This window comes from Arthrobacter arabinosi (assembly GCF_054511115.1).
This window is the reverse complement of record NZ_JBTNDF010000003.1, coordinates 347,498-372,004: the sequence shown is the minus strand read 5'-3', so window position 1 is coordinate 372,004 and position 24,507 is coordinate 347,498. Positions and strand designations below refer to the sequence as shown.

21 protein-coding genes are annotated in these 24,507 nt (G+C 71.6%); 15 read left to right on the top strand and 6 right to left on the bottom strand.

What is annotated here, in order from left to right; genetic code table 11:
• Window positions 1–81: 81 nt before the first annotated feature.
• Window positions 82–1,776 carry a bifunctional 3'-5' exonuclease/DNA polymerase gene (locus ACX80P_RS09705; RefSeq protein WP_459277865.1) on the bottom strand — a complete coding sequence of 565 codons (1,695 nt, stop codon included), beginning with the start codon at window positions 1,774–1,776 and terminating at the stop codon, window positions 82–84.
• 106 nt (window positions 1,777–1,882) lie between these two features.
• Between ACX80P_RS09705 and ssd the strand changes: the two genes are divergently transcribed.
• The 7 genes from ssd to ACX80P_RS09670 all read left to right on the top strand — a co-directional run bounded on the left by ssd (window position 1,883) and on the right by ACX80P_RS09670 (window position 7,443).
• Window positions 1,883–2,959: a septum site-determining protein Ssd gene (gene ssd, locus ACX80P_RS09700; protein WP_459277864.1), complete on the top strand. Its 1,077-nt coding sequence runs from the start codon at window positions 1,883–1,885 to the stop codon at window positions 2,957–2,959.
• Window positions 2,956–4,437, top strand: coding sequence for a TadA family conjugal transfer-associated ATPase (locus ACX80P_RS09695; RefSeq protein ID WP_459277863.1), 1,482 nt, complete (start codon window positions 2,956–2,958; stop codon window positions 4,435–4,437). The genes ssd and ACX80P_RS09695 overlap by 4 nt, the downstream gene beginning before the upstream one ends.
• 245 nt (window positions 4,438–4,682) lie before the next feature.
• Window positions 4,683–5,258: a type II secretion system F family protein gene (locus ACX80P_RS09690; protein WP_459277862.1), complete on the top strand. Its 576-nt coding sequence runs from the start codon at window positions 4,683–4,685 to the stop codon at window positions 5,256–5,258.
• Window positions 5,255–5,875, top strand: a complete 621-nt coding sequence (locus ACX80P_RS09685; RefSeq protein WP_459277861.1) for a type II secretion system F family protein — start codon at window positions 5,255–5,257, stop codon at window positions 5,873–5,875. The genes ACX80P_RS09690 and ACX80P_RS09685 overlap by 4 nt, the downstream gene beginning before the upstream one ends.
• A gap of 158 nt (window positions 5,876–6,033) precedes the next feature.
• Complete coding sequence (locus ACX80P_RS09680) at window positions 6,034–6,579, top strand: DUF4244 domain-containing protein (RefSeq protein WP_459277860.1); 546 nt, start codon at window positions 6,034–6,036, stop codon at window positions 6,577–6,579.
• Window positions 6,579–7,064 carry a TadE family type IV pilus minor pilin gene (locus tag ACX80P_RS09675; protein ID WP_459277859.1) on the top strand — a complete coding sequence of 162 codons (486 nt, stop codon included), beginning with the start codon at window positions 6,579–6,581 and terminating at the stop codon, window positions 7,062–7,064. Before ACX80P_RS09680 ends, ACX80P_RS09675 begins: the two co-directional genes overlap by 1 nt.
• Entirely contained in the window at window positions 7,057–7,443 is a 387-nt protein-coding gene (locus ACX80P_RS09670) for an Rv3654c family TadE-like protein (RefSeq protein WP_459277858.1), read from the top strand. The genes ACX80P_RS09675 and ACX80P_RS09670 overlap by 8 nt, the downstream gene beginning before the upstream one ends.
• Window positions 7,444–7,478: 35 nt before the next feature.
• On the opposite strand, the gene sftH is transcribed toward ACX80P_RS09670, so the two are convergent.
• Both sftH and ACX80P_RS09660 read right to left on the bottom strand, forming a co-directional pair.
• Window positions 7,479–9,887: a DNA 3'-5' helicase SftH gene (gene sftH, locus ACX80P_RS09665; protein ID WP_459277857.1), complete on the bottom strand. Its 2,409-nt coding sequence runs from the start codon at window positions 9,885–9,887 to the stop codon at window positions 7,479–7,481.
• A 47-nt stretch (window positions 9,888–9,934) separates the two neighbouring features.
• Window positions 9,935–10,585, bottom strand: a complete 651-nt coding sequence (locus tag ACX80P_RS09660; RefSeq protein ID WP_459277856.1) for a GNAT family N-acetyltransferase — start codon at window positions 10,583–10,585, stop codon at window positions 9,935–9,937.
• A gap of 84 nt (window positions 10,586–10,669) precedes the next feature.
• On the opposite strand from ACX80P_RS09660, the gene trhO reads away from it, so the two are divergent.
• From trhO to proC, 6 genes are all read left to right on the top strand, one after another.
• Window positions 10,670–11,596, top strand: coding sequence for an oxygen-dependent tRNA uridine(34) hydroxylase TrhO (gene trhO / locus ACX80P_RS09655; RefSeq protein WP_459277855.1), 927 nt, complete (start codon window positions 10,670–10,672; stop codon window positions 11,594–11,596).
• Entirely contained in the window at window positions 11,596–13,350 is a 1,755-nt protein-coding gene (locus tag ACX80P_RS09650) for a DUF7059 domain-containing protein (protein ID WP_459277854.1), read from the top strand. Before trhO ends, ACX80P_RS09650 begins: the two co-directional genes overlap by 1 nt.
• A gap of 120 nt (window positions 13,351–13,470) precedes the next feature.
• Window positions 13,471–16,218, top strand: a complete 2,748-nt coding sequence (topA, locus tag ACX80P_RS09645) for a type I DNA topoisomerase (protein ID WP_459277853.1) — start codon at window positions 13,471–13,473, stop codon at window positions 16,216–16,218.
• 56 nt (window positions 16,219–16,274) lie between these two features.
• Window positions 16,275–17,288 carry a Ppx/GppA phosphatase family protein gene (locus ACX80P_RS09640; RefSeq protein WP_459277852.1) on the top strand — a complete coding sequence of 338 codons (1,014 nt, stop codon included), beginning with the start codon at window positions 16,275–16,277 and terminating at the stop codon, window positions 17,286–17,288.
• Between the two features lies 1 nt (window position 17,289).
• Complete coding sequence (locus tag ACX80P_RS09635) at window positions 17,290–18,087, top strand: sugar phosphate isomerase/epimerase family protein (protein WP_459277851.1); 798 nt, start codon at window positions 17,290–17,292, stop codon at window positions 18,085–18,087.
• Between the two features lie 206 nt (window positions 18,088–18,293).
• The gene (gene proC / locus ACX80P_RS09630) at window positions 18,294–19,148 is read left to right on the top strand and encodes a pyrroline-5-carboxylate reductase (protein ID WP_459277850.1); all 855 of its coding nucleotides are present in this window, start codon (window positions 18,294–18,296) and stop codon (window positions 19,146–19,148) included.
• Here the strand turns inward: proC and ACX80P_RS09625 are convergent.
• Genes ACX80P_RS09625 through ACX80P_RS09615 form a run of 3 tightly spaced genes read right to left on the bottom strand, consistent with a single transcriptional unit; the run spans window position 19,117 to window position 22,484 of the window.
• Complete coding sequence (locus tag ACX80P_RS09625; protein WP_459277849.1) at window positions 19,117–20,406, bottom strand: glycosyltransferase 87 family protein; 1,290 nt, start codon at window positions 20,404–20,406, stop codon at window positions 19,117–19,119. The genes proC and ACX80P_RS09625 overlap by 32 nt on opposite strands.
• A gap of 4 nt (window positions 20,407–20,410) precedes the next feature.
• Window positions 20,411–21,079 carry a potassium channel family protein gene (locus ACX80P_RS09620; protein ID WP_199277098.1) on the bottom strand — a complete coding sequence of 223 codons (669 nt, stop codon included), beginning with the start codon at window positions 21,077–21,079 and terminating at the stop codon, window positions 20,411–20,413.
• Window positions 21,072–22,484 (bottom strand): TrkH family potassium uptake protein, encoded by a 1,413-nt coding sequence (locus tag ACX80P_RS09615; protein ID WP_459277848.1) that lies wholly within the window; start codon window positions 22,482–22,484, stop codon window positions 21,072–21,074. The genes ACX80P_RS09620 and ACX80P_RS09615 overlap by 8 nt, the downstream gene beginning before the upstream one ends.
• Window positions 22,485–22,619: 135 nt before the next feature.
• Here ACX80P_RS09615 and ACX80P_RS09610 point away from each other — a divergent pair, with 135 nt between their 5' ends.
• Together ACX80P_RS09610 and ACX80P_RS09605 are read left to right on the top strand one after the other, a co-directional pair.
• The gene (locus ACX80P_RS09610; RefSeq protein ID WP_459277847.1) at window positions 22,620–23,822 is read left to right on the top strand and encodes an acetoin utilization protein AcuC; all 1,203 of its coding nucleotides are present in this window, start codon (window positions 22,620–22,622) and stop codon (window positions 23,820–23,822) included.
• Window positions 23,823–23,881: 59 nt separating this feature from the next.
• Window positions 23,882–24,436 carry an ArsR/SmtB family transcription factor gene (locus ACX80P_RS09605; protein WP_459277846.1) on the top strand — a complete coding sequence of 185 codons (555 nt, stop codon included), beginning with the start codon at window positions 23,882–23,884 and terminating at the stop codon, window positions 24,434–24,436.
• Window positions 24,437–24,507 lie beyond the last annotated feature (71 nt).

Sequence of the window (24,507 nt, the reverse complement as noted above, 5' to 3'; positions counted from 1 at the left end):
CCCATCGGTGATGCCACGGTAGGGCCACCGCGGCCGGGGTGGGAGCCGAGGGATGACTGTGTGGACAACCCGGTGGGGCGGCTACTTGGCGTCGGCGTAGGAGGTGACGGTGACCGTCGAGATCGAGAACTCGATCGGGATCTCCCCGAAGAGCAGCCGGGTCGCGGCGCGCGCGGCGTCGGAGAGGATCGCCACGGCCTCGGTCGCCTGGTCCTCGGGGACGTGCAGGACCACTTCGTCGTGCAGGAAGAACGCGATCCGGCTGCGGGGCTCCGGGATGGCACTCGCGGCGAGTCGCCGCCTGATCTCCGCGAGCCAGCACAGGGCCCACTCCGCCGCGGTCGACTGGACGACGAAGTTCCGGGTGAAGCGTCCGCGGGCCCGTGCGGCGCCGTCCGCGCGGCGCTGTTCCTCCGCCGTCGTCGTGCGCTGCCGTGCCCGCCACTCCTCCGACGCGGGAGGGCAGCCCCGGCCGAGGTGGCTCGACACTCCGTCCCCCGATTCTCCGGAGCGTGCGGCTGCCTCGACGACGCCGATCGCCCTCGGGTACGCCCGCATCAGCTGGGGCATCAGGCGGCCCGACTCACCGCTCGTCGCGCCGTACATGGCACCGAGCATGGCGAGTTTCGCCTGCGAACGGTCCCCGCCGAAGCCCTGGTCCGCGATGCCCTGGTAGAGGTCCCTGCCCTTGGCCGCCGCGGCGAGCGCGGAGTCCTGTCCGAGGGCGGCGAGGACCCGCGGCTCGAGTTGCGCGGCGTCGGCGACGACGAGGACGTGGCCCTCGTCGGGGCGGACGGCATCGCGCACCTGCCGCGGGATCTGCAGGGCACCCCCGCCGCGGGACGCCCATCGTCCGGAGACGCTGCCGCCGACCACGTACTCGGGCCGGAAGCGACCGTCCCGGATCCAGGCGTCGAGCCAGTTCCAGCCGTTCGCCGTCAGGAGCCGTGACAGTTTCTTGTACGCGAGCAGGGGTTCGATGGCCGGATGCCGGTGCTGCTCGAGCTCCCACGACCGCGTCGTCCTCACCTCGATGCCGGCCCGGTGCAGGGCCCGCAGCACATCCTGGGGGGAATCGGGGTTGAGCGTGGGACTGCCCAGCGTCTGGCGCAGTGCGCCGGCGAGCTGCTCGAGCCTCGCCGGCCGGACGCCGTCCACGGGGCGCGGTCCCAGGGTCCGCTCGAGGAGGTCCTCGTGGACGTCCCTGCGCCAGGGGAGTCCCCAGTGCTCCATCTCGGACGCTATCAGCGCGCCGGCGGACTCGGCGGCGACGAGGAGGTTCAGGCGCCCTGGTTCGGAGGCGCCGGCGATGGTGGAGAGCTGCTGTGCGAATTCCTCGACGACGTCGTCGAGGAGGGGGCCCGACGTGTCCTGCGGCTCGTCGAACAGGGAGTGCTGGTTCGGCGGCGGCGGGGGCGGCAGCAGGGTCCGCGGCGGTTCGGTGCCGTCCGCCGAGAGCGCCGCGGCCCGGATGGACGCAAGGTAGGGCGAGGGCGCGCAGGACGGGGAGTTCGCGAGGATGGTGCGCGTGAGGCCGAGGTCGCGGCAGCGGTCGACGTCGACCCCCGCCGACAGCAGGTCCGGATACCAGAGTCTCGTGCCCGCCCAGACCCAGACCGGCTGCCGATCCCCGGCCTGCGCGACGGCGGCGTGGAACCGGTCCCGGTCCACCAGCAGCGGCTCGCCGCTGCGCCCGCCGGCGGCGTCCAGGGGCTGCAGTGCCACGCCGCCGGAGCTGTCGCGGGTCGACGGCCCGGGCGCCACGGCAATGTACATGTCCATATCATCGGGCGCACCGGTGTCATTCCTGCAATCCAGGACTGTTGTCCACATAGGGGGATCCGCGTGTGGTGCGCGGTTCCCGGCCCGGGATGCTTTCCGCATGACCCAGCAGACATGGACACCGGAGGGACGACGACGGGCGGTGGTCCTCGCCGGGGGTTCGCAGTACGTCCAGGACCAGGTGGCGCGGGCCTGCGCGGCGGCGGGGGTCAGCCCGCACTTCGCCGTGGACCTTGCCCGGGCCCTCCCCCTGGAGCCCACCGTGCTGCTCCTGGGCGCCGAGCAGTCGGCCGACGGACTGCCAGGGCACCGCGACGTCATCGTCGTGGGCGCGGCCGACGACGAGTCGAGGGCGTGGGCCGCCGCGGCGAACCTGGCATCCTCCCGGGTGGTCATCCTCCCGCAGGGTGCGGGGTGGCTCGCGGAGCACCTCGGCCGACGCCTCAACCCGGCCGCCTCGGGGGCCGTGGTCGGCTTCCTGGGGGCCGCCGGAGGGGCCGGGGTGAGCACCTTCGCCTTCTGGTGTGCGCGGCATGCCGCAGGTCTCGGGACGTCCACGCTCCTGGTGGACGGGCATCCCCTGGGCGGAGGCCTGGATCTGGCGCTCGGGATCGAGGACCACCCCGGTGTGCGCTGGGATGATCTCCGTGATCTCCGGGGAACCCTCAACGCGGAGCAGCTGGCGGCGGCTCTGCCCGGGACCGGACGCCTCGCGGTCCTGTCCCATGCCGCGCGTCCCGAGACCGCCGACGGCCACCCCGGCCACGGGATGGAGTCCGTCGGGGCCGTCCTGGACGCGGCGCGCGGCGCCTACGACCTCAGCGTCGTCGACCTCGGCAGCGCCGGCAGTTCGACGATCCATTCCCTGGTGCCGATGTGCGATCAGCTCGTCCTCCTCGTCCCCTCCAGGCCGCGGAGCGCCGCGGCGGTGACCCGCATCCTCGAGGCGTACAGCTCCCTGCCCACCACGGTCGTCCTGCGCGGACCGGTGCTCGACGGACTCGATGCCTGGGTGGTCGCGGATCTCGCCGGTCGCCCCGGCCCACTGCCGTATCTCCCCTTCGTCAGGGGCTCGTCCGTGGCGGAAGCCAGCGGAAGGATGCTGGACTTCCCGTTGCCGCGGAGGGCCCGGAAGCTCGTCGGTTCGGTCGTGGCCGGTCTGGAGCGGGCGGCATGACCGGACCGGGCGAGGACGACTCGGGGGAGGGCCGGATCGCGGACAGACCTCGGCACGGCGGGAATGCCACCGCAACCACCCGGCGCCAGTTGCGGGCGAGTGGCCGGGTGCCGACCCTCCCTGCCTCCGCCCCCCGGTCGGCGGACGCAGCCGCGGGCGCCGGTCCGGGTGGTGCCTCGATGGTCGAGTCGGTCCGCAGGGCCGTCCTGTCCGGTGGCGTCCGGACGACGGGAGCGGCATTCGCCGACGCCGTCGGCGCGAGCGGCAGGCTGCTCGGCTCGGAGGGCACGCTGTCCGCGCTCGACCGCGTGCACGCCGAACTCCAGGGATTGGGTCCGCTCGAGCCCCTCCTTGCCGAGGACTCCATCACGGACATCCTCGTCAACGGGCCGGACGACGTGTGGGTCGACGCTGCGACGGGGCTGCGTCGGATCGGGGGTGTCTTCGGATCGGACGCGGAGGTGAGGGCGTTGGCGGTCCGTCTGGTCGCAGCGGGGGGCAGGCGCCTCGACGACGGCTGTCCTGCCGTCGACGTCCGGCTGGCAGGCCTTCGGGTGCACGCTGTCCTCCCGCCGATCTCGACGGCCGGCACCCTGCTGTCCATCAGGATCCGGCGTGCACGGGTGTTCTCGCTCGAGGATCTCGTGGCCGACGGGGCCGTCGCGCCGATGATGGCCGACGCGCTCCGGCTGATCGTGCGGCACCGCCTGAATTTCCTCGTCAGCGGTGCGACAGGAACCGGCAAGACCACTCTTCTGGCCACCCTGCTCGGCCTGGCCGCACCCCACGAGCGGTTGGTGCTGGTCGAGGATGCCGCCGAGCTGAACCCCGAGCACCCGCACACGGTCGGGTTGCAGGCACGGCACGGCAACCTCGAGGGGGCGGGCGTCCTGGATCTCACGGAACTCGTCCGGCAGGCGCTGCGGATGCGACCGGACCGGCTCGTGGTGGGGGAGTGCCGGGGTGCCGAGGTCCGCGAGCTGCTCGCTGCGATGAACACGGGACACGACGGCGGAGGAGCGACCATCCACGCCAACTCCGCCGAGGCGGTACCGGCGCGATTGGGCGCACTCGCGGCGCTCGCCGCGCTCACTCCGGAAGGGGTCGCCCTGCAGGCGGCGAGCGCCCTCGATGCGGTGGTGCACCTCGTACGCGATGCGCGCGGGCGGCGGGTGGAGAGCATCGGTACCCTGGAGCGTGCCGCGGGGGAACTCACCGTCACCCCCGTACTCATCGATTCCGGGGCGGGGTGCCGGCGTGCTGCGGGATGGGAGGGCTTCGCGCGCCGCGTGGGGTGGCCTGACGACGGTCGCGATGCTGGTCCTGTGGCTCGGTCCGCGGCCCAACCCGCGGCCCAACCCGGGGCCCGGGCCGACGCCTCGGCGGCTCACGTGCGGCTTCCCGACGACTCCGTGTTCGGGGCCGGGTCCGGACCGGGACCGAGATCAGGACCGGGCCCCGGACGGCGGGGACCGTGACCGGGATCGCCGTGGCACTCCTCCTGACCGCGGCCAGCGCCGTCCTCGCCCTACCGCGCGCGAGCGGCTTTGGTGTCGGGACACCCACCAGGGGCAGGGGCAGAGGCAGGGGCACGGGCACGGGGACGGGGACGGGGACCGGCCCGGCACGGCGACCAGGGAGACCCCGAGACGACGACGTCGGCCCCGGTCCTGGTCGGTCGAGCGCGCGCCGAGCCGTCGATCTGCACGAACTCCCGCTGTTCGTGCATCAACTCGCAGGGCTCCTCCGCGCAGGGCGGCCTCCGCAGGTGCTGTGGGAGGACATGGAGCGTGTCCACGCGGGCGGGAGCACCGCCTTCGCGGTGACGGCGTTGCCCGTGATCGCCGCGGCCCGGCGGGCCGCGGAGCTCGGGCTGAGCGTCCCGGATGCGCTCCGCCACGCCCTCGACGCAGGCCCCGGGCCGTCCGCGCGGGGCAGGCAGGGTCCCCGCATCGACCGGTTGTGGGTCGACCTCGCCGGGTGCCTGGTCGTCGCGGAGCGCAGCGGTGCGCCACTCGCCGCGATCCTCGAGCAGTACGCCGCGCAGCTCGACGCCGAACTCGACGGTCTGTCCGCGCGTGAGACGGCGCTGGCCGGACCACGTGCCACGGTGGTGCTCCTGGCCTGGCTCCCGGCCGTGGGACTCGTGCTGGCCTTCGCCCTCGGCGTGAACCCGCTGGAGGTGCTGCTGGGGTCGACGCCCGGCCGGCTGGCCCTTGCCTGCGGGGTCCTGCTCATGCTCGCGGCCCGCGTCTGGTCCCGGCACCTGGTCGGGCGAGCGGACGGCCTTCCCCGGTGACGGGACTCGTCGTGTCCTTCCTCCTCGGCGCGGGCGCCGTGGTCCTGACGGCACCGTCGGGTCGCCTGCAGCGCGCCACGGGCGCCCCCGTGCATGGGGCGCTGCTCGGGGGCATCCTGGACGGCCCCCTCATCCTCGACCTGCTGGCCGCCGTGCTGTCGGCGGGAGCATCCGTCGAACGTGCCCTGCTCATCGTCGGCGAAGCCTGCGATCCACGCGTCGGCTCGGTGCTGACCCGGGTCCACGCGGCCCGGCTCCTCGGCGCCCCCTGGGACGCAGCGTGGGACGCCGGGGTGGCGCCCGATCACGCGCCTACGGACCTCGGCCCATCGGGCCGGTCAGCGTTCCGGTGGCCGGCGCCCCAGCGACCCGACCCGCTGCCGATCATCGAGGAAGTCAGGCAGGGCCTGCGGTTCGGCACGGCAACGGGGGCGCCGTCCGCAGCGCTCCTGCACGCCCACGCCGCCCAGCTCCGACGGCGGCGCAACCGTGCGGTCGACAGGGAAGCGGCTGCGCTGGGAGTCCGGCTCGTCCTGCCACTCGGCCTGTGTTCCCTGCCAGCATTCATCTGCCTGGGAGTGGTACCGGTGGTCCTCGGCCTCCTGCCCGTCCTCTAGTCCAGCAGGTCGGCGTTCCGGGCCGGAGGAACACCGGGTTATCCACTTAGCGCTTCCTCCGCCCCGCGGCGGACACCCGGATCGGCAGAGTTGGTCCAGCGGCGCTCGCCGCACACAGCACGTGGGGCAGGACCCCCACACCGATGGAAGGGCACGCCATGTCGATACAGACACAACGCACGGAGGGCAAGGGCCTCGCGTTCCAGGCTTCCCGGAACGACGACGGAGGTTCCTGTCCCGGTCGGGGCAGCACGTCCACGGAAGCCACCGCGGACAGTCCGAAGGACGGGTCGGCGGGGAGCGATCCGCGTGAGCGGGAACCGGGACTCTCCGCGCCCGATCGGCAGCAGCCTTCGCCCGCGGAAGGACGCGCGCCGGCGTCCGTGTCGTTCATCCTGTTCAAGCGGACCGTGGGTGACCTCCCGCGTGCCCGATCCGGGACGGACAGGTCCCGTGGCGGTGAACCGACCGGTCTCGCGGACCGGGCCGCGCGCCGTGCCGAAGCGCGACGGCGTCGGGCCGAAGATCGAGTCATCGGGCAGGGCCGGATCACGGACCGGGAGGCGGGCATGGCAACCGCGGAGTACGCGATCGCCACTCTCGCGGCCGTCGGGTTCGCTGCGCTCCTCGTCGCCGTCCTGTCCAGCGGCGAGATCAAGGGACTCCTGATGTCCCTCATCACCTCGGCGCTGAGCTTCGGCTGATGCGGAGCGGCCAGGGCGGGGCGACGCGCGATGGGGACGAGCGCGCGACAGTGCCCTGGAAGCGCACGCACTCCTCCAGGTCGCGCATCCGGGTGCTGCCCGGTGCACCCGCCGCGTGGCATGCACGGAGGGAGAGCGAGGAGGGTTCCCAGCGCGGATCCGTCACCGCCGAGGTCGCCGTGGTGCTCCCCGCCCTGGTCGTCCTCCTCGCGCTCCTGCTCACGACGGCCCAGGTCGGCGCCGTGCAGTTGCGTCTGGAGGAGGCCGCGCGGGCCGGTGCCCGCGAGGCGGTGCGGGGCGAGAGCCGCGCGAGCGTGCAGCAGACAGCGCAGCGCCTTGCCGGGGACAGCGCCACGGCACGGGTCACGTCCGCCGGGACCTGGACGACCATCGACGTGCGGGCGCGGGTGGAGGGTCCCCTCGTCGGGCTCATGGACCTGGAACTGCACGCGTCCGCGTCGGGAAGGAAGGAACACGATGGGTGATTCACGGGACGACGCCCTGCGGCGGAGACACGTCGACGCCCAACGCGGTGCAGGCACGATCCTGATGGGGGCGCTCGCACTTCTGGCGTTGCTGCTGGTCGGGTCGACGGCAGTCCTGCTCCAGGCTGCGTCGGCGGCCTCGAGGGCGGCGACCGCGGCAGACCTCGCGGCCCTCGCCGCAGCGGACGCGGCCCGGGGGCTGTCCCCGGAGGACCCGTGCGCAGCGGCGGAGACCGTGGCGGATCAGCACGGCGCCACGGTCGAGGACTGCGAGATCGGCGCAACCGGGCCGGGGACAGCCGTCATCCGGGTTTCCGTGGGGACACCGGGACTGATTCCCGACGCCGTCGGCACGGCACGGGCAGGACCGCCGCCCTGAGGGTCTCGCGGAGATGCCCGCCCCCGATCCGGTTGTCAGTCCCCGCCCGCCCCGGCTCCGGTGTTCGCGTCCGACGGCCCGTCCGGTCCGGAGGGGGTAGCGACGGCGCCGACGGGAGCGACGCTGCCGGCGGCCTGCTGCAGGATCAGGGAGAGCACCGCCACCGCACCGCCCTTGCTCAACGGGTTGTTCCGATTGCCGCATTTCGGGGACTGGACGCAGGAGGGGCAGCCGGACTCGCACTCGCACGCCTCGATGGCGTCGCGGGTCGCCGACAGCCAGGTGCGGGCGGCCTCGAACCCACGCTCGGCGAACCCCGCGCCGCCGGGGTGGCCGTCGTACACGAAGATGGTCGGCAGGCCGGTGTCAGCGTGCAGGGCCGTCGACACACCGCCGATGTCCCAGCGGTCACTCGACGCGACGAGCGGCAGCAGCCCGATCGCGGCGTGCTCGGCGGCGTGGAGCGCCCCGGGGAGTTCCTCGGCGAGGATGCCTTCCGCCTCGAGCAGCTCCGGGCTGATCTCGAACCACACGCTCTTCGTGAAGAGGTCACGTGCTTCCAGGTCGAGCGGCTCCTCGCCGAGGATCTCGTTCGAGGAGAAGGCCTTGCGCTGGAAGGACACCACCTGGGTCGTCACCTTCACGTCACCGAAGCTCGCGAGGACGCCACCCCACAGGACGCTCACGTCCCGGTCGATGACCTCGATCTGCGTGACGTCCCGGGCCTGCGTGTAGTAATCCGGATGGGCCCTGGCCACCACGGCGCAGTGGTCCCGCTCGTTGAGGTCCTGGACGACGTAGGTCCGGCCCTGGTGCACGTACACGGCGCCGGGGTGTGCCTGGTAATGGCTCTGCGGGGAGTCCATCGTCCCGAGCAGGGCGCCGGACTCGGCCTCCACGATGTTGATCGGGCCGCCGCCGTCAGCCCGGAGATTCACCATCCCGGCGGCACTCTGGGGGTGCGTCCAAAACCAGCCGGCGGGGCGGCGCCGGAGGAAGCCCTGCTCGCACAACGTGCCCAGCAGGTCCTGCGAGGTGGGGCCGAACATGGGCAGGTCCGCCTCCGTCAGCGGCAACTCCGCCGCGGCGGCGCAGAGATGCGGGCCGAGCACGTACGGGTTCGACGGATCGAAGACGGTCGCTTCGACGGCGAGGTCGAACACCGCCTCCGGGTGGTGGACGAGATAGGTGTCCAGCGGGTCGTCGCTCGCCACGAACGCCGCGATGGCGTCCTGGCCCGAGCGGCCCGCCCTGCCGATCTGCTGCATCAGCGACGCACGGGTCCCCGGCCACCCCGCCACGAGGACGGCGTCGAGGCCGGAGATGTCGATCCCCAGCTCCAGGGCCGAGGTGCTCGCGACGCCCAGGAGCTCACCGCTGCGCAGTGATGCCTCGAGGGTGCGCCGTTCCTCCGGCAGATACCCCGACCGGTAGGCGGCGATGCGGTGCGGCAGGCCCGGATGCACGTCCTCGAGCATCCGGCGCGTGGTCTGCGCGATGCTCTCCGCGCCCCGCCGGGACTTGATGAAGGCGATGGTCCGCACGGAGGAGGAGACGAGGTTGGCGAGGAGGTCGGACGTCTCGGCGATCACGGTACGCCGGGTGGCGGCCCCGTTCTCGCCCTTCAGGCCGGTCAGCTGCGGCTCCCAGAACGCGACCGTGGTGGAGCCGTGCGGCGAACTGTCGCGGTCGACGGCGCGCGCCGGGGCGCCGATCAGCTTCCCGAAGGACGCAGAGGGCTCCGCCGACGTCGCCGACGCCCCGATGAACACGGGGTGCGCGCCGTAGCTCGCGCAGACCCGCCGCAGGCGCCGCAGGAGATTCGCGACGTGGGACCCGAACACCCCCCGGTAGCTGTGCGCCTCGTCGATGATCACGTACTTCAGGCGGCGGAAGAAGCGCGCCCACCAGGTGTGGTTGGGCAGGATGCCGTAGTGGAGCATGTCGGGGTTCGCGAGGACCAGGTTGGCGTGGTCGCGGATCCACCGCCGAGCACCCGACTCCGTGTCGCCGTCGTAGGTCTCGGCGCGGACGGTCGGCAGACCCAGTGCGTTGATGGCCGAGAGCTGGTCGGCGGCCAGCGCCTTCGTCGGTGCCAGGTACAGGGCCACGGACCCGGTGGGTGCCAGCGTGGCGCGGTCCAGCAACTCGCTGCGGTGGATCTCGTCGAGCACGGGCAGCTGGTAGCAGAGGGACTTCCCCGACGCCGTGCCGGTCGCGACGATCGTGTGCGCGCCGTCGTGGGCGGACGTAGCACCCTCCACCTGGTGGCGCCACGGCTGGTGCACGCCGCGCCGGGTGAACGCCTCGACGACGTCGGGGTGCGCCCACGCGGGCCACGGCGCATGCTCCGCGTCCCGGGCGGGGATCTCGCGGACATGCAGCAGCTGCTCAGGATCGGGTCCACCCCCGAGCAGGGGGATGAGGGAATCATGCGCAGCCACTCCGCCATTGTCCCATCGGCCCCGGCTCCGGACCGCGTGAACCCGCCTTATCCTCTGATGACGAACACGTCCGCGAGATGCTCCCAGCCGAGGAACTCGTAGAGGGCCCGGCCGTCGGCCGACGCCATGAGCAGACCGTTCGTGACGTCGTCCTCCAGGACACCGGCGGTGAGCGATCGCATGACGAAGCTGGCCAGCCCCCGCCGCCGGAACGCCTCTTCCGTGATGATGCGGTCGTAGACCGCGTAGTCGTCCACGACCGACACGGACCCGCGCGCCGCGAGTTCCCCGTGGGCGCGCACCACGACGCGGCGGCATCTGCCGTCGCGTGCACGCTCCAGTGTGTAGTCGTCGCCGGGAGGACGTGGGTCCTCGACGTCCTGGCCGCTCATGTCCACCCCCATCAGCGCCTGCTGCCGGTCCGTCACCCGCATGCCGAGCGGGTGCGCCGCGTCGATCAGCTCGTACATCCGATTGGTGACGACCGTCAGGACCCGCGCGGGGTCCTGTTTCGTCTCGGCGGCCAGCTCGAGGAACTGGTCCGCGGTCGGCTCGAAGAGGAAATGCTCTGTCTCGTTCTGCTGGTCCGTGAGCAGTACGGAGGTGCTGCGTCCGTCAACATGACGCTCGTAACCCCGGCATTGGGACCATCCCGTGATCCAGGTCTGGAGGAGTTGATTGTCTGCATGAGCGTTCATGTGCTGACGATAGTTCTCCGGCGCCGCCGATGGTATAGACGGGCGCGAGGTGACGGTTTTGAGACGCGAAGTAGGCTTTAAAACGTGTCGATGAACCGTATTGCCCTGTACTACGCCTTTGCCCCCCTCCCCGATCCCGAAGCCATCAGGCTGTGGCAGCGGGCGCTCTGTGAGAAGTGGGGCCTGCGCGGCAGGATCCTGATCTCGAAGGACGGCATCAACGGGACCGTGGGCGGCGAGATCACCGCCGTGAAGCAGTACGTGAGGACCACACGCGAATACCCGGCCTTCAAGGGTATGGAGATCAAGTGGTCCGACGGCGGCGCGGACGACTTCCCGAGGCTCAGCGTCAGGGTACGCGACGAGATCGTCTCCTTCGGCGCCCCCGGCGAGCTGACGGTCGACGAGAACGGGGTCGTGGGCGGCGGCACGCACCTCGCCCCCGAGGAACTGCACGCGCTGGTCGACGCGAAACGCGAGGCGGGGGAGGAGGTCGTCTTCTTCGACGGGCGGAACGCGCTCGAGGCGCAGATCGGCCGGTTCCGGAACGCCGTGGTCCCCGACGTCCGGACGACGCACGACTTCGTCCGCGAACTCGACTCGGGCAAGTACGACGACCTGAAGGACAAGCCCGTGGTCACCTACTGCACGGGCGGCATCCGCTGCGAGGTGCTGTCCAGCCTGATGGTCAACCGGGGCTTCCAGGAGGTCTACCAGCTCGACGGCGGGATCGTCCGCTACGGCGAGAGATACCGCGACGCCGGACTGTGGGAGGGCTCGCTGTACGTCTTCGACAAGCGGATGCACCTCGAATTCAGCGATGACGCCGTCACGATCGGCAAGTGCGTGCGCTGCCAGGCGCCCACCAACACGTTCGAGAACTGTTCCAACCAGTCCTGCCGCAACCTCACCCTGTACTGCGCCGGCTGCGCGGCCGACCCCTCGACACTGCGCTGCCCGCAGGGCTGCGAGTCCGACGAGGCCGAGGCGACGGCCGCGGGTGCCGCTTGATGCCGGCGGATGCCAAGGCCCGCCCGGAGTTCGACGACGACGTCCCCTCCGCGCCGTCGAGCCGGGACCTCGCCGCGCTGGCGGCGCTGGCCGAGGACCTGACGGCCCTCGACTACACGGTCGACGGCGTCGAAGGCCTCCTCGGGGCAGCGGCGTACGCGGCCCTCGGCCGGGGCCAGCTGGTCCCGGCCCTGCTGGAATGCCGTCGCCTCCCCGGATCCGGTGACGCCGTTCGCGCGGTCCCCGTCCTGCTGTGGCTGCTGGGCGAGACCGTGCCCGAGCAGGAGCTCCGACGTGCCTTCCCCTCGTGCGGTGTGACGGGCCTCGAACAGCTGAGACTCATCGAGCGCGACCCGGGACGCGACGGGGGAGACATCGCGGCGAACGCCGGTGGAGACAGCGCAGGAAGCACCGAAGGGACCACCGGGACCAGCGCCGCGGACCGGGCCGGGACCTCCGCCGCGGTTCCGGCAGAGGCCCGGCCGGCAGCCGACCGCCTGTGGCGTGCCGCGGTCGAACTCCGCCCCTACGGATCCGACGTGGGAGGGAACCTCTGGGTCGCGAGCGACCTCGGTGCGGAGCAGCGCCCCGGGCCCCTGCGCCACGACCACGTCCTCGGGATCGGGGGAGCCTCGCTGACCCTCGCCCAGACCGTCATGAGGACCCCGGTCGATCGGGCGCTGGACCTGGGGACGGGCTGCGGCATCCAGGCCTTCCACCTGCTGGCGCACGCCGGCCACGTGACGCTGACGGACATCTCGGACCGGGCCCTCGCCTTCGCCCGCTTCAACCTCCTCCTGAACGCGCCCGCACTGCACATCGACGCCCGGCAGCCCGAAGGACGCGTCAGCTTCCGGTGCGGCAGCCTCCTCGACCCGGTCCGGGGGGAGGAGTTCGACCTCGTGGTGTCCAACCCTCCCTTCGTGATCACGCCCCGCACGGGGGAACCCGGCCCTGCGTACACCTACCGGGACGGCGGCCTCGCGGGCGACGCGATCGTCAGCACGCTCGTGCGGGAACTACCGGGCGTCCTCGCCCCGGGCGGGGCGGCGCAGCTGCTCGGCAACTGGGAGATCACCGACGGGACGCCGTGGGACCGCCGCATCCGGGGCTTCATCCCTCCCGGCGCCGACGCCTGGGTCATCCAGCGCGAACAGCTGACGCCGGTGCAGTACGCCGAGACGTGGCTGCGGGACGCCGCCGAGAACCGCGACCGCGCAGCCTACGTGGAGAGCTTCGCCGCCTACCTCGCCGACTTCGCCGCCCGGGACGTCGAGGGCATCGGCTTCGGTTCCGTCTGGCTGCGGCGCCCCCGCACCCCGAGCGACCTCGTCCGGGTGACGCTCGAGGAGATCACCCACGAGATCGAACAGCCCGTCGGCCCGCACCTCGCCGCAGCGATCGGACGCAGCGACTGGCTCGCCGCCCACACCGAGCAGGCCGCGTCGGGGATCGGCATCGCCGACGAGTACCTGCTCGTCGCGGAGGACGTCACCGAGGAACGCCACCAGCGCCCCGGCGCCGAGCACCCCGGGGTCATCCTGCTGCGGCAGGGTGCGGGCCTCCGGCGGACGAGCCTGCTCAGCACGGAACTGGCCGGGTTCGCTTCCGCGTGCGACGGGGATCTCACCGCGGGGCAGATCGCCGGCGCGCTCGCCCTGCTGCTGGACAGGCCCGACGCGGCGTTCATCTCCGAACTGCTGCTCGATGTCGAGCAGCTCGTGCGCGAGGGCTTCCTCATTCCGGCCCCCTGAAACCTGCCATTACGCTTGTGCAGGTACCCATGACGCATACTGTGAGGTGAGCGCGGCAGCGGGATCCGGACCGGAGACCCAGGATCTGCCGCGGCATTCACCCGTATATATAGGAGAGACGTGCCGACCAAGGCCACGGACAAGAAGCACGGCAAGAAACTCGTCATCGTTGAGTCCCCCAGCAAGATCAAGAGCATCTCGGGCTACCTCGGCGAAGGTTTCCAGGTCGCCGCGTCCATGGGGCACATCCGCGATCTCCCCCAGCCGTCCGACCTCCCTGCCGAGCTGAAGAAGTCCTCGGTGGGCAAGTTCGCGGTGGACCTCGACAAGGATTTCGAGCCCTACTACGTGGTCTCCCCGGACAAGCGGAAGACCGTCGCCGAGCTGAAGGCCGCCCTGAAGGACGCCGACGAGCTCTACCTGGCCACTGATAACGACCGCGAGGGCGAGGCCATCGCCTGGCACCTGCTGCAGGTCCTGAAGCCGAAGGTGCCCGTCTACCGGCTGACGTTCGGCGAGATCACCAAGGAAGCGGTGACGCGCGCCATGGGTGAGCTGCGCGACGTCGACATCCCCATGGTCGACGCCCAGGAGACCCGCCGCATCCTCGACCGCCTGTACGGCTACGAGATCTCGCCGGTGCTGTGGCGCAAGGTGGCCCGGGGCCTGTCCGCGGGCCGCGTGCAGTCCGTCGCGACCCGCCTCGTCGTGGAGCGGGAGCGGGAGCGCATGGCGTTCCGCGCGGCGTCGTACTGGGACCTCACCGGAACCTTCACGCCCGAGGACACGGGCAAGGGCAGCGCCTTCCCCGCCAAGCTCGTCGCCGTCGACGGCAGCCGGATCGCCTCCGGCAAGGACTTCTCCGACCGCGGCGAACTGAAGGCGTCCAACGCCGTCCGCCTCGACGAGGACGCCGCCCGCTCCCTCGTCGTCGGACTCGAGAGCGCCGCCTTCGCGGTGCGCTCCGTCGAGACCAAGCCCTACACGCGCCGTCCCGCCGCACCGTTCACGACGTCGACCCTGCAGCAGGAAGCGGCGCGCAAGCTGCGCTTCAGCTCCAAGGTCACCATGCAGGTGGCGCAGCGCCTGTACGAGAACGGCTACATCACGTACATGCGTACCGACTCGTCCGCGCTCTCGGACCAGGCCATCAACGCCGCCCGCCGCCAGGCCTCCGAGCTGTACGGCCCCGAATACGTGCCCGAGTCGCCGCGGGTCTACAAGGGCAAGGCCAAGAACGCCCAGGAGGCGCACGAGGCCATCCGTCCCGCAGGCGATTCCTTCCGCACTCCCGCCCAGGTGGCCCAGTCCCTGCGCGGGGACGAGTTCCGCCTGTACGAACTGGTCTGGAAGCGCACCGTCGCCTCGCAGATGGCCGACGCCAAGGGTTCGACGGCGTCGCTGCGCCTCGGCGCGACGAGCGCGGACGGCCGGGACGCCGAGTTCGCGGCCTCCGGCACCGTCATCACCTTCCGCGGCTTCATGGCCGCGTACGAGGAGGGTCGCGACGCGGGACGCAACGAGGACGCCGCGGACGACGACGCGCAGGGCACGCGCCTGCCGAACGTCGCCACGGGCGACGCGCTCGGCGCGACGGCGATCGAGGCTCTCGGCCACGAGACGTCGCCGCCACCGCGGTACACGGAGGCCTCTCTCGTCAAGGTGCTGGACGAGCGCGGCATCGGCCGCCCGTCGACGTACGCCGCGACGATGTCCACCATCATGGACCGCGGCTACGTCCGCACCCGTGGCCAGGCCCTGGTGCCGAGCTGGATCGCGTTCTCCGTGGTGCGCCTGCTCGAGGAGCACTTCAACGACTACGTCGACTACGACTTCACCGCGGAGCTCGAGGAGGACCTCGACCGCATCTCCCGCGGCGAGGCCGGCCGGGTGGAGTGGCTGAACCGTTTCTACTACGGCGACCGCAAGGACACCGGGCTGCACACCATCGTCAACGACCTCGGCGAGATCGACGCGCGGAGCATCAACTCGGTGGAGATCGCCGAGGGCATCACGCTGCGGGTCGGCAAGTTCGGGCCGTACCTGGAGAAGCCCCTGCCGGAGGACGCCCCGGAGGGCACGGAGCCGCAGCGCGCCAACGTCCCGGAGGACCTCGCGCCGGACGAACTGACGGCGGAGAAGGCCATCGAGCTGATGGAGGCCCCGACGTCGCAGGAGCGCGTCCTCGGCACCGACCCGGAGACGGGCCGGAGCGTCGTGGCGCGCGACGGCCGCTACGGGCCGTACGTGATCGAGCTGATCACGGAGCCGACGCCGGAGGAACTCGCCAGCCAGCCGGTCGAGTACTACAAGAACGGCAAGCCCAAGCCCCCCAAGAAGCCCGCGAAGGTCAAGCCGCGCACCGGCTCCCTCTTCAAGTCCATGTCCGTGGACACCGTGACCCTCGAGGAGGCCCTCAAGCTCATGAACCTGCCGCGGGTCCTCGGCACGGACGAGGAGGGCAAGGAGGTCACGGTGCAGAACGGCCGGTTCGGCCCGTACCTGAAGAAGGGCAGCGACTCGCGCTCCATCGGCTCGGAGGAGGAGATCTTCACGATCACCCTCGAGCAGGCCTTGGAGATCTACAAGCAGCCCAAGCAGCGCGGAGGCCGGACCGTCACGCCGCCGCTGGCCGAGTTCGGCGACGATCCCGTGAGCGAGAAGCCCATCGTGGTGAAGGACGGCCGCTTCGGCCCCTACATCACCGACGGCGACACGAACATCACGGTGCCCGGATCGATGGCGATCGAGGAACTGACGCGCGAGCAGGCGATCGACATGCTCGCCGAGAAGCGCGCCAAGGGCCCGGCGCCGAAGAAGACGACGCGCCGGGCGCCCGCGAAGCGCAAGGTCGCCGCCGGCAAGTAGCCGGCGGGGCAGGACGGACACACGTTGGCGGGGGATGAGCTGGAAGCGCGGGAACAATGCGGCTAGGCGTACTGGATATCGGGTCGAACACGGTCCACCTGCTCCTCGTGGATGCCCATCCCGGCGGGCGGCCCGTGCCGTTCGCGTCCCACAAGAAGCCCCTCCAGCTCGTGGCCTACCTCGAGAAGGACGGCAGCATCTCGCGGCGGGGGCAGGACGAGCTCGTGGGCTTCGTCCGCGAGGCCCGCGCGTTCGCCGCACGGCACGACGCCGAGGACCTCCTCGCGTTCTGCACCTCTGCGATCAGGGAGGCCGCCAACGGCAGGGCGGTCCTCGACCGCGTGCGCCGGGAGACCGGCGTGGATCTCCAGGAGCTGTCCGGCGACCAGGAGGCCGCGGTGACCTTCCAGGCCGTCCGGCGCTGGTACGGCTGGGGCTCCGAGTCCATCCTCAACCTGGACATCGGCGGCGGCTCCTTCGAGATGGCGATGGGCACGGACGAGCTGCCCGAGGTGGCACTCTCCGTCCCGCTCGGCGCGGGCAGGCTCACGCGCGACTGGCTGGGCGAGGACCCGCCCTCGGCCAAGAGCGTCAAGGAGCTGCGCCGGTACATCCGCGCGACCCTGCGCGAGGCCGTCCCCCGGTTCGCCCATCTCGGGACGCCGCACCTCGTCGCCGGCACGTCCAAGACCTTCCGCTCCCTCGCGCGGATGGCGGGTGCCGCGCCGTCGGCCGCCGGGCCCTTCGTCCGCCGTGAACTGCGCCTCGAGGACCTGACCCTGTGGCGGAAACGGCTGGCGGCCATGACGGTGGAGGACCGCACCCACCTCGACGGCGTCTCGGAGCTGCGGGCACCGCAGGTCCTCGCGGGCGCACTCGTGGCCGAGTCCGCGCTCGAGCTGTTCGGCGTCCCCTCGATCAGCATCTGCCCGTGGGCGCTGCGCGAGGGGCTGCTGCTGCGGCGCTTCGACACGAAGATGTTCGACGCCGACGAGCCCCTCCCCGGCACCGGGGTGGGCCACGCCCAGCTCGACGCGACATCGCGCACCCCCGTCGCGCGGGGAGCCTGAGGTGTCACGCGACGGCAGCCTGCCCGCCATCCCCGTCGCGCTCTCCAGCGCGTCGGTCTACCCCCTCGCGGTCCACGACGCGTTCGCGCTCGCCCAGGACCTCGGGTACGACGGCGTCGAGGTGATGGTCACCAACAACTCGGTGAGCCAGGACCCGAACCAGCTGTCGACGCTGAGCGAACGCTACGAACTGCCGATCCTCGCCATCCACGCCCCGACCCTCCTGCTGACCCAGCAGGTCTGGGGCAAGGCCTGGACGAAGATCGAGATGTCCGCGGCGATGGCCGCGGAGGTGGGGGCCCCGACCGTCGTCACGCATCCGCCGTTCCGGTGGCAGATCGGGTACGCCGAGGAGTTCTCCGAGGGGATCGCGCGGATCTCGACGGAGTACGGCGTCGACATCGCCGTGGAGAACATGTACCCGTGGAAGGTGCGCGGCCGGGAGGCGAAAGCCTACCTGCCGCACTGGAACCCGATCCCCGAGCCGTACGAGCGCATCACCTGGGACTTCTCGCACGCGGCCATCGCCGGCATGGACTCCTACGAGGAGATCCGCACGCTCGGTGCGCGGCTCGCGCACGTGCACCTGACCGACGGCACGCCGAACGGCAAGGACGAGCATCTTCTCCCCGGCCAGGGGCAGCAGCGGTGCGCGGAGGCGCTGGGACACCTCGCCGGGTCGGCGTGGGACGGGGTGGTCGCCGTCGAGGTGAGCACGCGCCGCGCCCGTGGCGCGGGGGAGCGCGAGGACTGGCTCGCGGAGACCCTGCGGTTCGCCCGCGAGCACCTGGGCCACTGAGCGCCCCTTAACGGGGGAAGGCGCCGGTGGACGGTCCGGATGGTTGGGGGATCCATCCGATGCCACCGACGCCGGGCCGGATCAGGAAGTTCCGGCCCTCATCACTCGCACCCTTATGAGGTACCCGCAACACTAGGACGCCTCCTTGTGCTGCACCCCCGAGCGGACTGGGAGTAGCCTGTGAGGCTCCGTGGCAGGATGGGAGCATGACGACCCCGGGCGCACCGCGCATCGCCTTCCTCGGCTGCGGATCCATGAACGAGTCCATCCTCGCCGGCCTCCTCGCCGCCGGCCTCCCGCCCGGGCGGGTCACGGCGACGGTCCGGCGCGCCGAGCGCGCCGCGGAGCTCCGGCAGCGGCACGGCGTCACAGCGCTCGCCACGGCCGACGACGACGCCGCGAACGCGACGGCCGTGCAGGACGCCGACGTCGTCGTCCTGGGCGTGAAACCCGTGGGCGTCGTCCCCCTCGCCCGCGAGATCGGGCCGTCCCTGAAGCCCGCCGCCGTGGTCCTCAGCGTCGCCGCCGCCGTGACCATCGCGATGATCGAGGCGGCCCTTCCCGACGGTCAGCCTGTCATCCGCTCGATGCCGAACACCCCGTCACGGCTCGGCAGGGGAGTGCTGTCCATCTCGGCCGGGACGGCCGCCGGGCCGGAACCGATGGCGCTCGCCCGCGACCTCCTGCGGCCGGCCGGGACCGTCGTCGAGATCCCCGAGGACCAGGTGGACGCCCTCTCCGCCGTCAGCGGGTCCGGACCGGCGTACGCCTTCTACCTCGCGGAGGCGATGGCGGCCGCCGGCGTCGACCTGGGCCTCGACGCCGACCTCGCCGCGCTGATCGCGCGGGAGACCGTCGCGGGCGCAGGCTTCATGCTCGCCGAGGAGGGCGCCGACGCCGCGGCCCTCCGCCGCGCCGTCACCAGCCCCAACGGCACCACGCAGAGCGCCATCGAGACCTTCGGGGAGCGGGGTCTCCCGGGCATCGTCGCGGACGGGGCCCGCGCCGCCGTGGCACGCGCGGCGGAGATCACCCGCGAACTGGCATCCCCTGCCGCCTGACGGGCGGAAGCGACCAGAGGATCAGCAGGGCCACCGGCAGGACCACGCCGAGGCCGGTGAAGAGCCGGAGCGGCAGCGGACCCTCCCCGGAGACCATGCCGGTGAGCGTCAGGGTGACGGTGATCGAGGAGAACATCATCACGGGCGCCAGGAGCGCCAGCAGTGCCCGGCCGGTCGTGCGCAGGCGTCCCTCCTGCTGCCGGGTGAGGACCCATCCGGCGGGGAACACGAGGGCGATCCACACCCAGTGGTGGAACCACGAGATGGGGGAGATCGCCAGCATGACGACGGCGTTGGCCGCGATCGCCCGCACGGCGTCGCCGTCGTCGTCGGCCCGGCGGATCGCCAGGTAGCCGACGACGACGACCGCCAGCGACGCGAGGGCCCAGAGGGGCCGCTGCAGGGCCTCGGGCATGCCCGATTGCGCCACGATCGAGTTCAGGGACACGTTGTAGAGATCGGCCGTAGCGCCCACCCGGGACGGGTCGAACAGCGCGTCGAGCCAGAAGATCGCGGACTCGCGGGGCGCCAGGGACCAGCCGACGGCCACCGTCCCGGCGAAGGACGCCGCCAGCCAGGCCAGTGAGCGCCAGTCACGGCGCGCCAGGAACACCAGGCCGAAGGCGAGGGGTGTCAGCTTGATCCCTGCGGCGATCCCGATGAGGACGCCCGAGGGAAGCCTCGTGGAGCGCAGCAGGTCGGCGAGGATCAGCACCATCAGGAGGGCGTTGACCTGTCCGAACCCGAGGCCCTCACGCCACGGCCCGCTCACGCCGATGAGCAGCATGGCGGCCGGGACGGCGGGAGGGCCCCAGCGGGTGGTCCCCGCCCCGATCACCCCGGACGTGCGCAGGTACCGCACGACGACGACGGCGACGCCCACCAAGCACGCGCAGGTCAGGGCGGTCACGATCCCGAGGGCGACGGACTCCGGGACCAGCGCGAAAGACACGAAGAGGAGGGCGGCGAAGGGCGGGTACGTGAAGGGCAGGCCGCGCGTGTCGGTCCGGATGAGGGCGTCGTCGTACAGCTCCGTGTCGCCGGCGCGGCCCAGCAGGGCGAGGGCGCCCTCGCGGTACACCGCGAGATCGAGGCCGTGGATCTGGGCGGCGAGCACGACGACCGCGAGCACGACGACGGCGCCCGGGCCGGCAGCCCACCGTCGACCGGCGGCCGGACGTGCAGTGGTGGCGGGTGTTCGATGACGCGACCCGCCGGAGCTGCGCACGGGCCCCGCCGTCCCGGGGGAATCCTGCATGTGGCTAGGGCCGGCCCGCGAATCGCTCGAGCAGGTCGACGTGCCCCGAGACGATCAGCATGTCCCGGCCGGACACCTTCGTGTCCGGCCGCGCGTAGGTGAAGTCCTCGCCCGGCGACTTCACGCCCACCACGGTGACGCCGTACTTCGACCGCACGGAGGACTCCGCGAGCGTGAAGCCCTGCGTCTCCTTCGGCGGGTACATCTTCACGATCGCGAAGCCGTCGTCGAACTCGATGAAGTCCAGCATGCGGCCGCCGACGAGGTGCGCGGCGCGCTGGCCGGCGTCGGCCTCGGGGTAGATCACGTGGTTGGCGCCGATGCGCTTGAGGATCTTGCCGTGCGAGGGCGTGATGGCCTTGACCCACAGGTGGTCGATGCCGAGGTCCACGAGGTTCGCGGTGATCAACACGCTCGATTCGATCGAGGTGCCCACCCCCACGACGGCGGCCGAGAACTCCTGGGCGCCGAGCTGGCGGAGGGCGTCGAGGTTCGTGGCGTCGGCTTCGACCACGTGCGTGAGGATGCCCGAGAACTTCTGTACGAGTTGGGGGTCCCGTTCGATGGCCAGGACCTCCCGGCCCTGGCGGACGAGCTGCTCTGCGGTCGCCGCACCGAACCGGCCGAGGCCGATCACGAGGACGGGTGCGTTGTGGGCGGGTCTCTCAGCCAATGATCGGCCTCTCGTCGGGGTAGCGGTACAGCGTGCTGCGTTGCCTCAGCGCGAGCGCCGAGGCCAGGGTGATGGTGCCCATGCGCCCGGCGAACATCAGGGCGGACAGGACGTATTTGCCTTCGGGCGGGACCTCGGCGCTGAGGTTGGTGCTGAGGCCGCACGTCGCGAAGGCGGAGATGACCTCGAACACCACCTTGTCGAGCGGCTCGTCCGTCATGCTGAGGAGCAGGGCGCTGCCGATCAGGACGACGGTGGCGCCCATGAAGATCACGGAGATCGCGACACGCATCGCGCCGTGGGGGATGGTGCGGCCCCACGCGCGGACGTCGGAGTCGCCGCGCGCCTCGGCGACGATCGCGAGGAACATGACGGCGATGGTGGTCACCTTGATGCCGCCGGCCGTGGACGCGGAACCCCCGCCGGCGAACATCAGGGCGTCGGTCAGGAGCATCGTCGTCGACGTCATGTCGTTCTGGTCCACGAGGTTGAACCCGCCGGAGCGGGTCATGACCGAGGCGAACACCGCGTGGATCACGCGGTCGGCCACGCCGAGGGTGCCGATGGTGTCGGAGTTCTCCCATTCGAGCGCGCCCCAGGCGAACGTCCCGGCGACGAGCAGGATCAGCGACACGGACACCGTGAGCTTGGCGTGCAGCGTCCACTTGCTGAAGCGGTGGCGCACCTGCACGAGGACCATGATGACCGGGAAGCCGAGGCTCCCGAGGAAAACGCCGACCATGAGCGGGATCAGGATCCACAGGTCCGTCTCGTAGGGGACCAGGCCGTCGCTGTGCGGGGTGAAGCCGGCGTTGTTGAAGGCGGAGATGGAGTAGAAGATGCCATGCCAGAGGGCCTGCCACCACGGCTCCCCCAGGACCATGAACCGGGGGATCAGGACGACGGCGAGGACGATCTCGATGAGCACGGACGTCGTGATGACGATCCGCAGGAGCGTGCCGATCTCGCCGAGGCGGCTCGCGTTGTTGAGTGCTTCCTGGGCCAGCAGCTTGCCGCGCACCCCGAGCCGCTTGCTCACGATCAGCGCGAGCAGCGAGGCCAGCGTGAGCGTGCCGAGGCCCCCGATGAAGATGCCGAGCAGGATCACCAGCTGGCCGAAGAAGGACCAGTGGGTGGCCGTGGACACCACGGTGAGGCCCGTGACGCATACGGCGGACACCGCCGTGAAGAAGGCGTCGTACAAGGGTGTCACGGTACCGCTGCTGGCGGACATCGGCAGGCTCAGCAGGGCGGTGAACAGCAGGATCACGGCGCTGAAGATGAACAGGGCGAGGCGCGCGGGCGAGCTGTTCGCGAAGGAGTCGACGAAGTCGCGGACCGAGGCCAGCAGCCTGACGTATCCACGGCGATCGTCCGTCAGCCATCGTGGCTGTTGACCTAACATTGGCGTCCGCTCTGCCCTGTCCGCTGGTCCTTCCGCCGAACCGGCGCATAACCATGCCTGATTGTCCCTTGCAGTAGTAAAGCATCTCACCGCTGGGCGCCGTCGGGATATTCGGCATCGCGTAGCCTTGCAGGGATGTCTACGCATTCAAGGTCGGCGGTGCCTCTCCAGGTCGTCTGGGACGAGTCCATGCTGGCGTACAACTTCGGCGGGCAGCACCCCATGAACCCGGAGAGGCTGCACCTGACGGCCCGGCTCGCCCGGGACTGCGGGCTGCTGGACCTCGACGGCGTGACCGTCGCGGCGCCCTCCGTGGCCTCGGACGACGAGCTGGCGACCGTCCACAGCCCTGACTACATCAGGGCGGTCCGCCAGGTCAGCAGCAACCCCGACACGTCGGACGCCGCCCGGGGCCTCGGCACCGAGGACACCCCCGCGTTCGCGGGGATGCACGAGGCCAGTGCCCGGCTCGCCGGAGGATCGCTCGACGCGGCCGACGCGATCGTCCGGGGCTCGGCCGTCCGGGCGGTGAACTTCGGCGGCGGCATGCACCATGCGGCCCGCTCCCGCGCCAGCGGTTTCTGCATCTACAACGACGCCGCGGCCTCCATCCAGCGGTTGCTCGACCGCGGCGCCCAGCGCGTCCTGTACATCGACGTCGATGCGCACCACGGCGACGGGACGCAGAGCATCTTCTGGGACGATCCCCGCGTCATGACGATCTCCCTGCACGAGACGGGCATGAGCCTCTTCCCGGGAACCGGCTTCGCCAGCGAGATCGGGGGACCGGCGGCCGAGGGGTACGCGGTGAACGTGGCCCTGCCGACCGTCGCCGGGGACGCCGCGGTGCTGCGGGCCTTCCACGCCGTCGTGCCGCAGCTCGCCGGGGCCTTCGCGCCCGAGGTCATCGTGAGCCAGCACGGCTGCGACTCCCACCGCGAGGATCCCCTCACGAACCTGCGGGTCAGCGTCGATGCCCAGCACGCACTGATGGTGGGTGTCCGCGAACTGGCGGATCGCCTGTGCGAGGGGCGGTGGATCGCGACCGGGGGCGGCGGCTACGCCCTCGCGAGCGTGGTGCCGCGGTCCTGGTCGCTGCTCGTGGCGGTGGCTGCCGATGCGCCGATGGGCCCCACGACGCCCGTCCCCGACGCCTGGCGGCAGTACGTACGCGAGCGCCACGGCGTCGAAGCACCCCGGCTGATGGGCGACGGCGCGGACATCTGGTGGCGCTCGTGGGAGATCGGCTACGACCCGGACGACGACCTCGACCGGACGGTGATGGCGACCCGCAAGGCACTCTTCCCCCTCCATGGACTGGACCCCTGGTTCGACTGACAGGGTCCGGTGGACCGTGTCAGGATGCCGTCCGGCGTATATATCGTTAGGGTGGGCGGATGGGAATCGATGATGTATTCGCCGTCATCGCCGAAGGCACACGCAGGCAGATCCTCGAGACGCTGCGCGACGGCGACATGGCGGTGGGGGAGCTCGTGATCGAGCTGCAGGTCAGTCAGCCGACGGTGTCGAAGCACCTGAAGGTGCTGCGGGAGGCCGGCCTGGTGAGCATGCGGGCACAGGGGCAGAAGCGCTACTACTCCCTCGACACCGCCCCGCTGGGCCTCATGCGGGACTGGCTCGCCGGGTTCGAGCCGACGGCGGACCTCGTGTCCATCGCGGCCTCGGAGGACTCCCTCCGGGACGGGCCGTCCTCCGACCTGACGACGGTGGAGGACGTCGTCGCGGCTCTCGAGCCCGAGACGACCGACGCGGCGGACGCCGCGAGCACGGCCGAAGCCACGGCGCTGTCCGCCGCGGTCCTGGCCGCGCCTGCGGCGTCGGGAGGGCCGGACGCGCCGCGTCCCCCGATCGGCCGGACCATGGGCCGCGCGGCGGAGCGGGCCGCGGACCTGCTGTCCCAGCTGCGACGGCGACGCGACCCGTCGTCGTAGGCTCGAATCCCATCTTTCACTCCAGATCCATCAGCCATTAGAGTGGATCCTTAGGCGGCTTAACCTTCGGG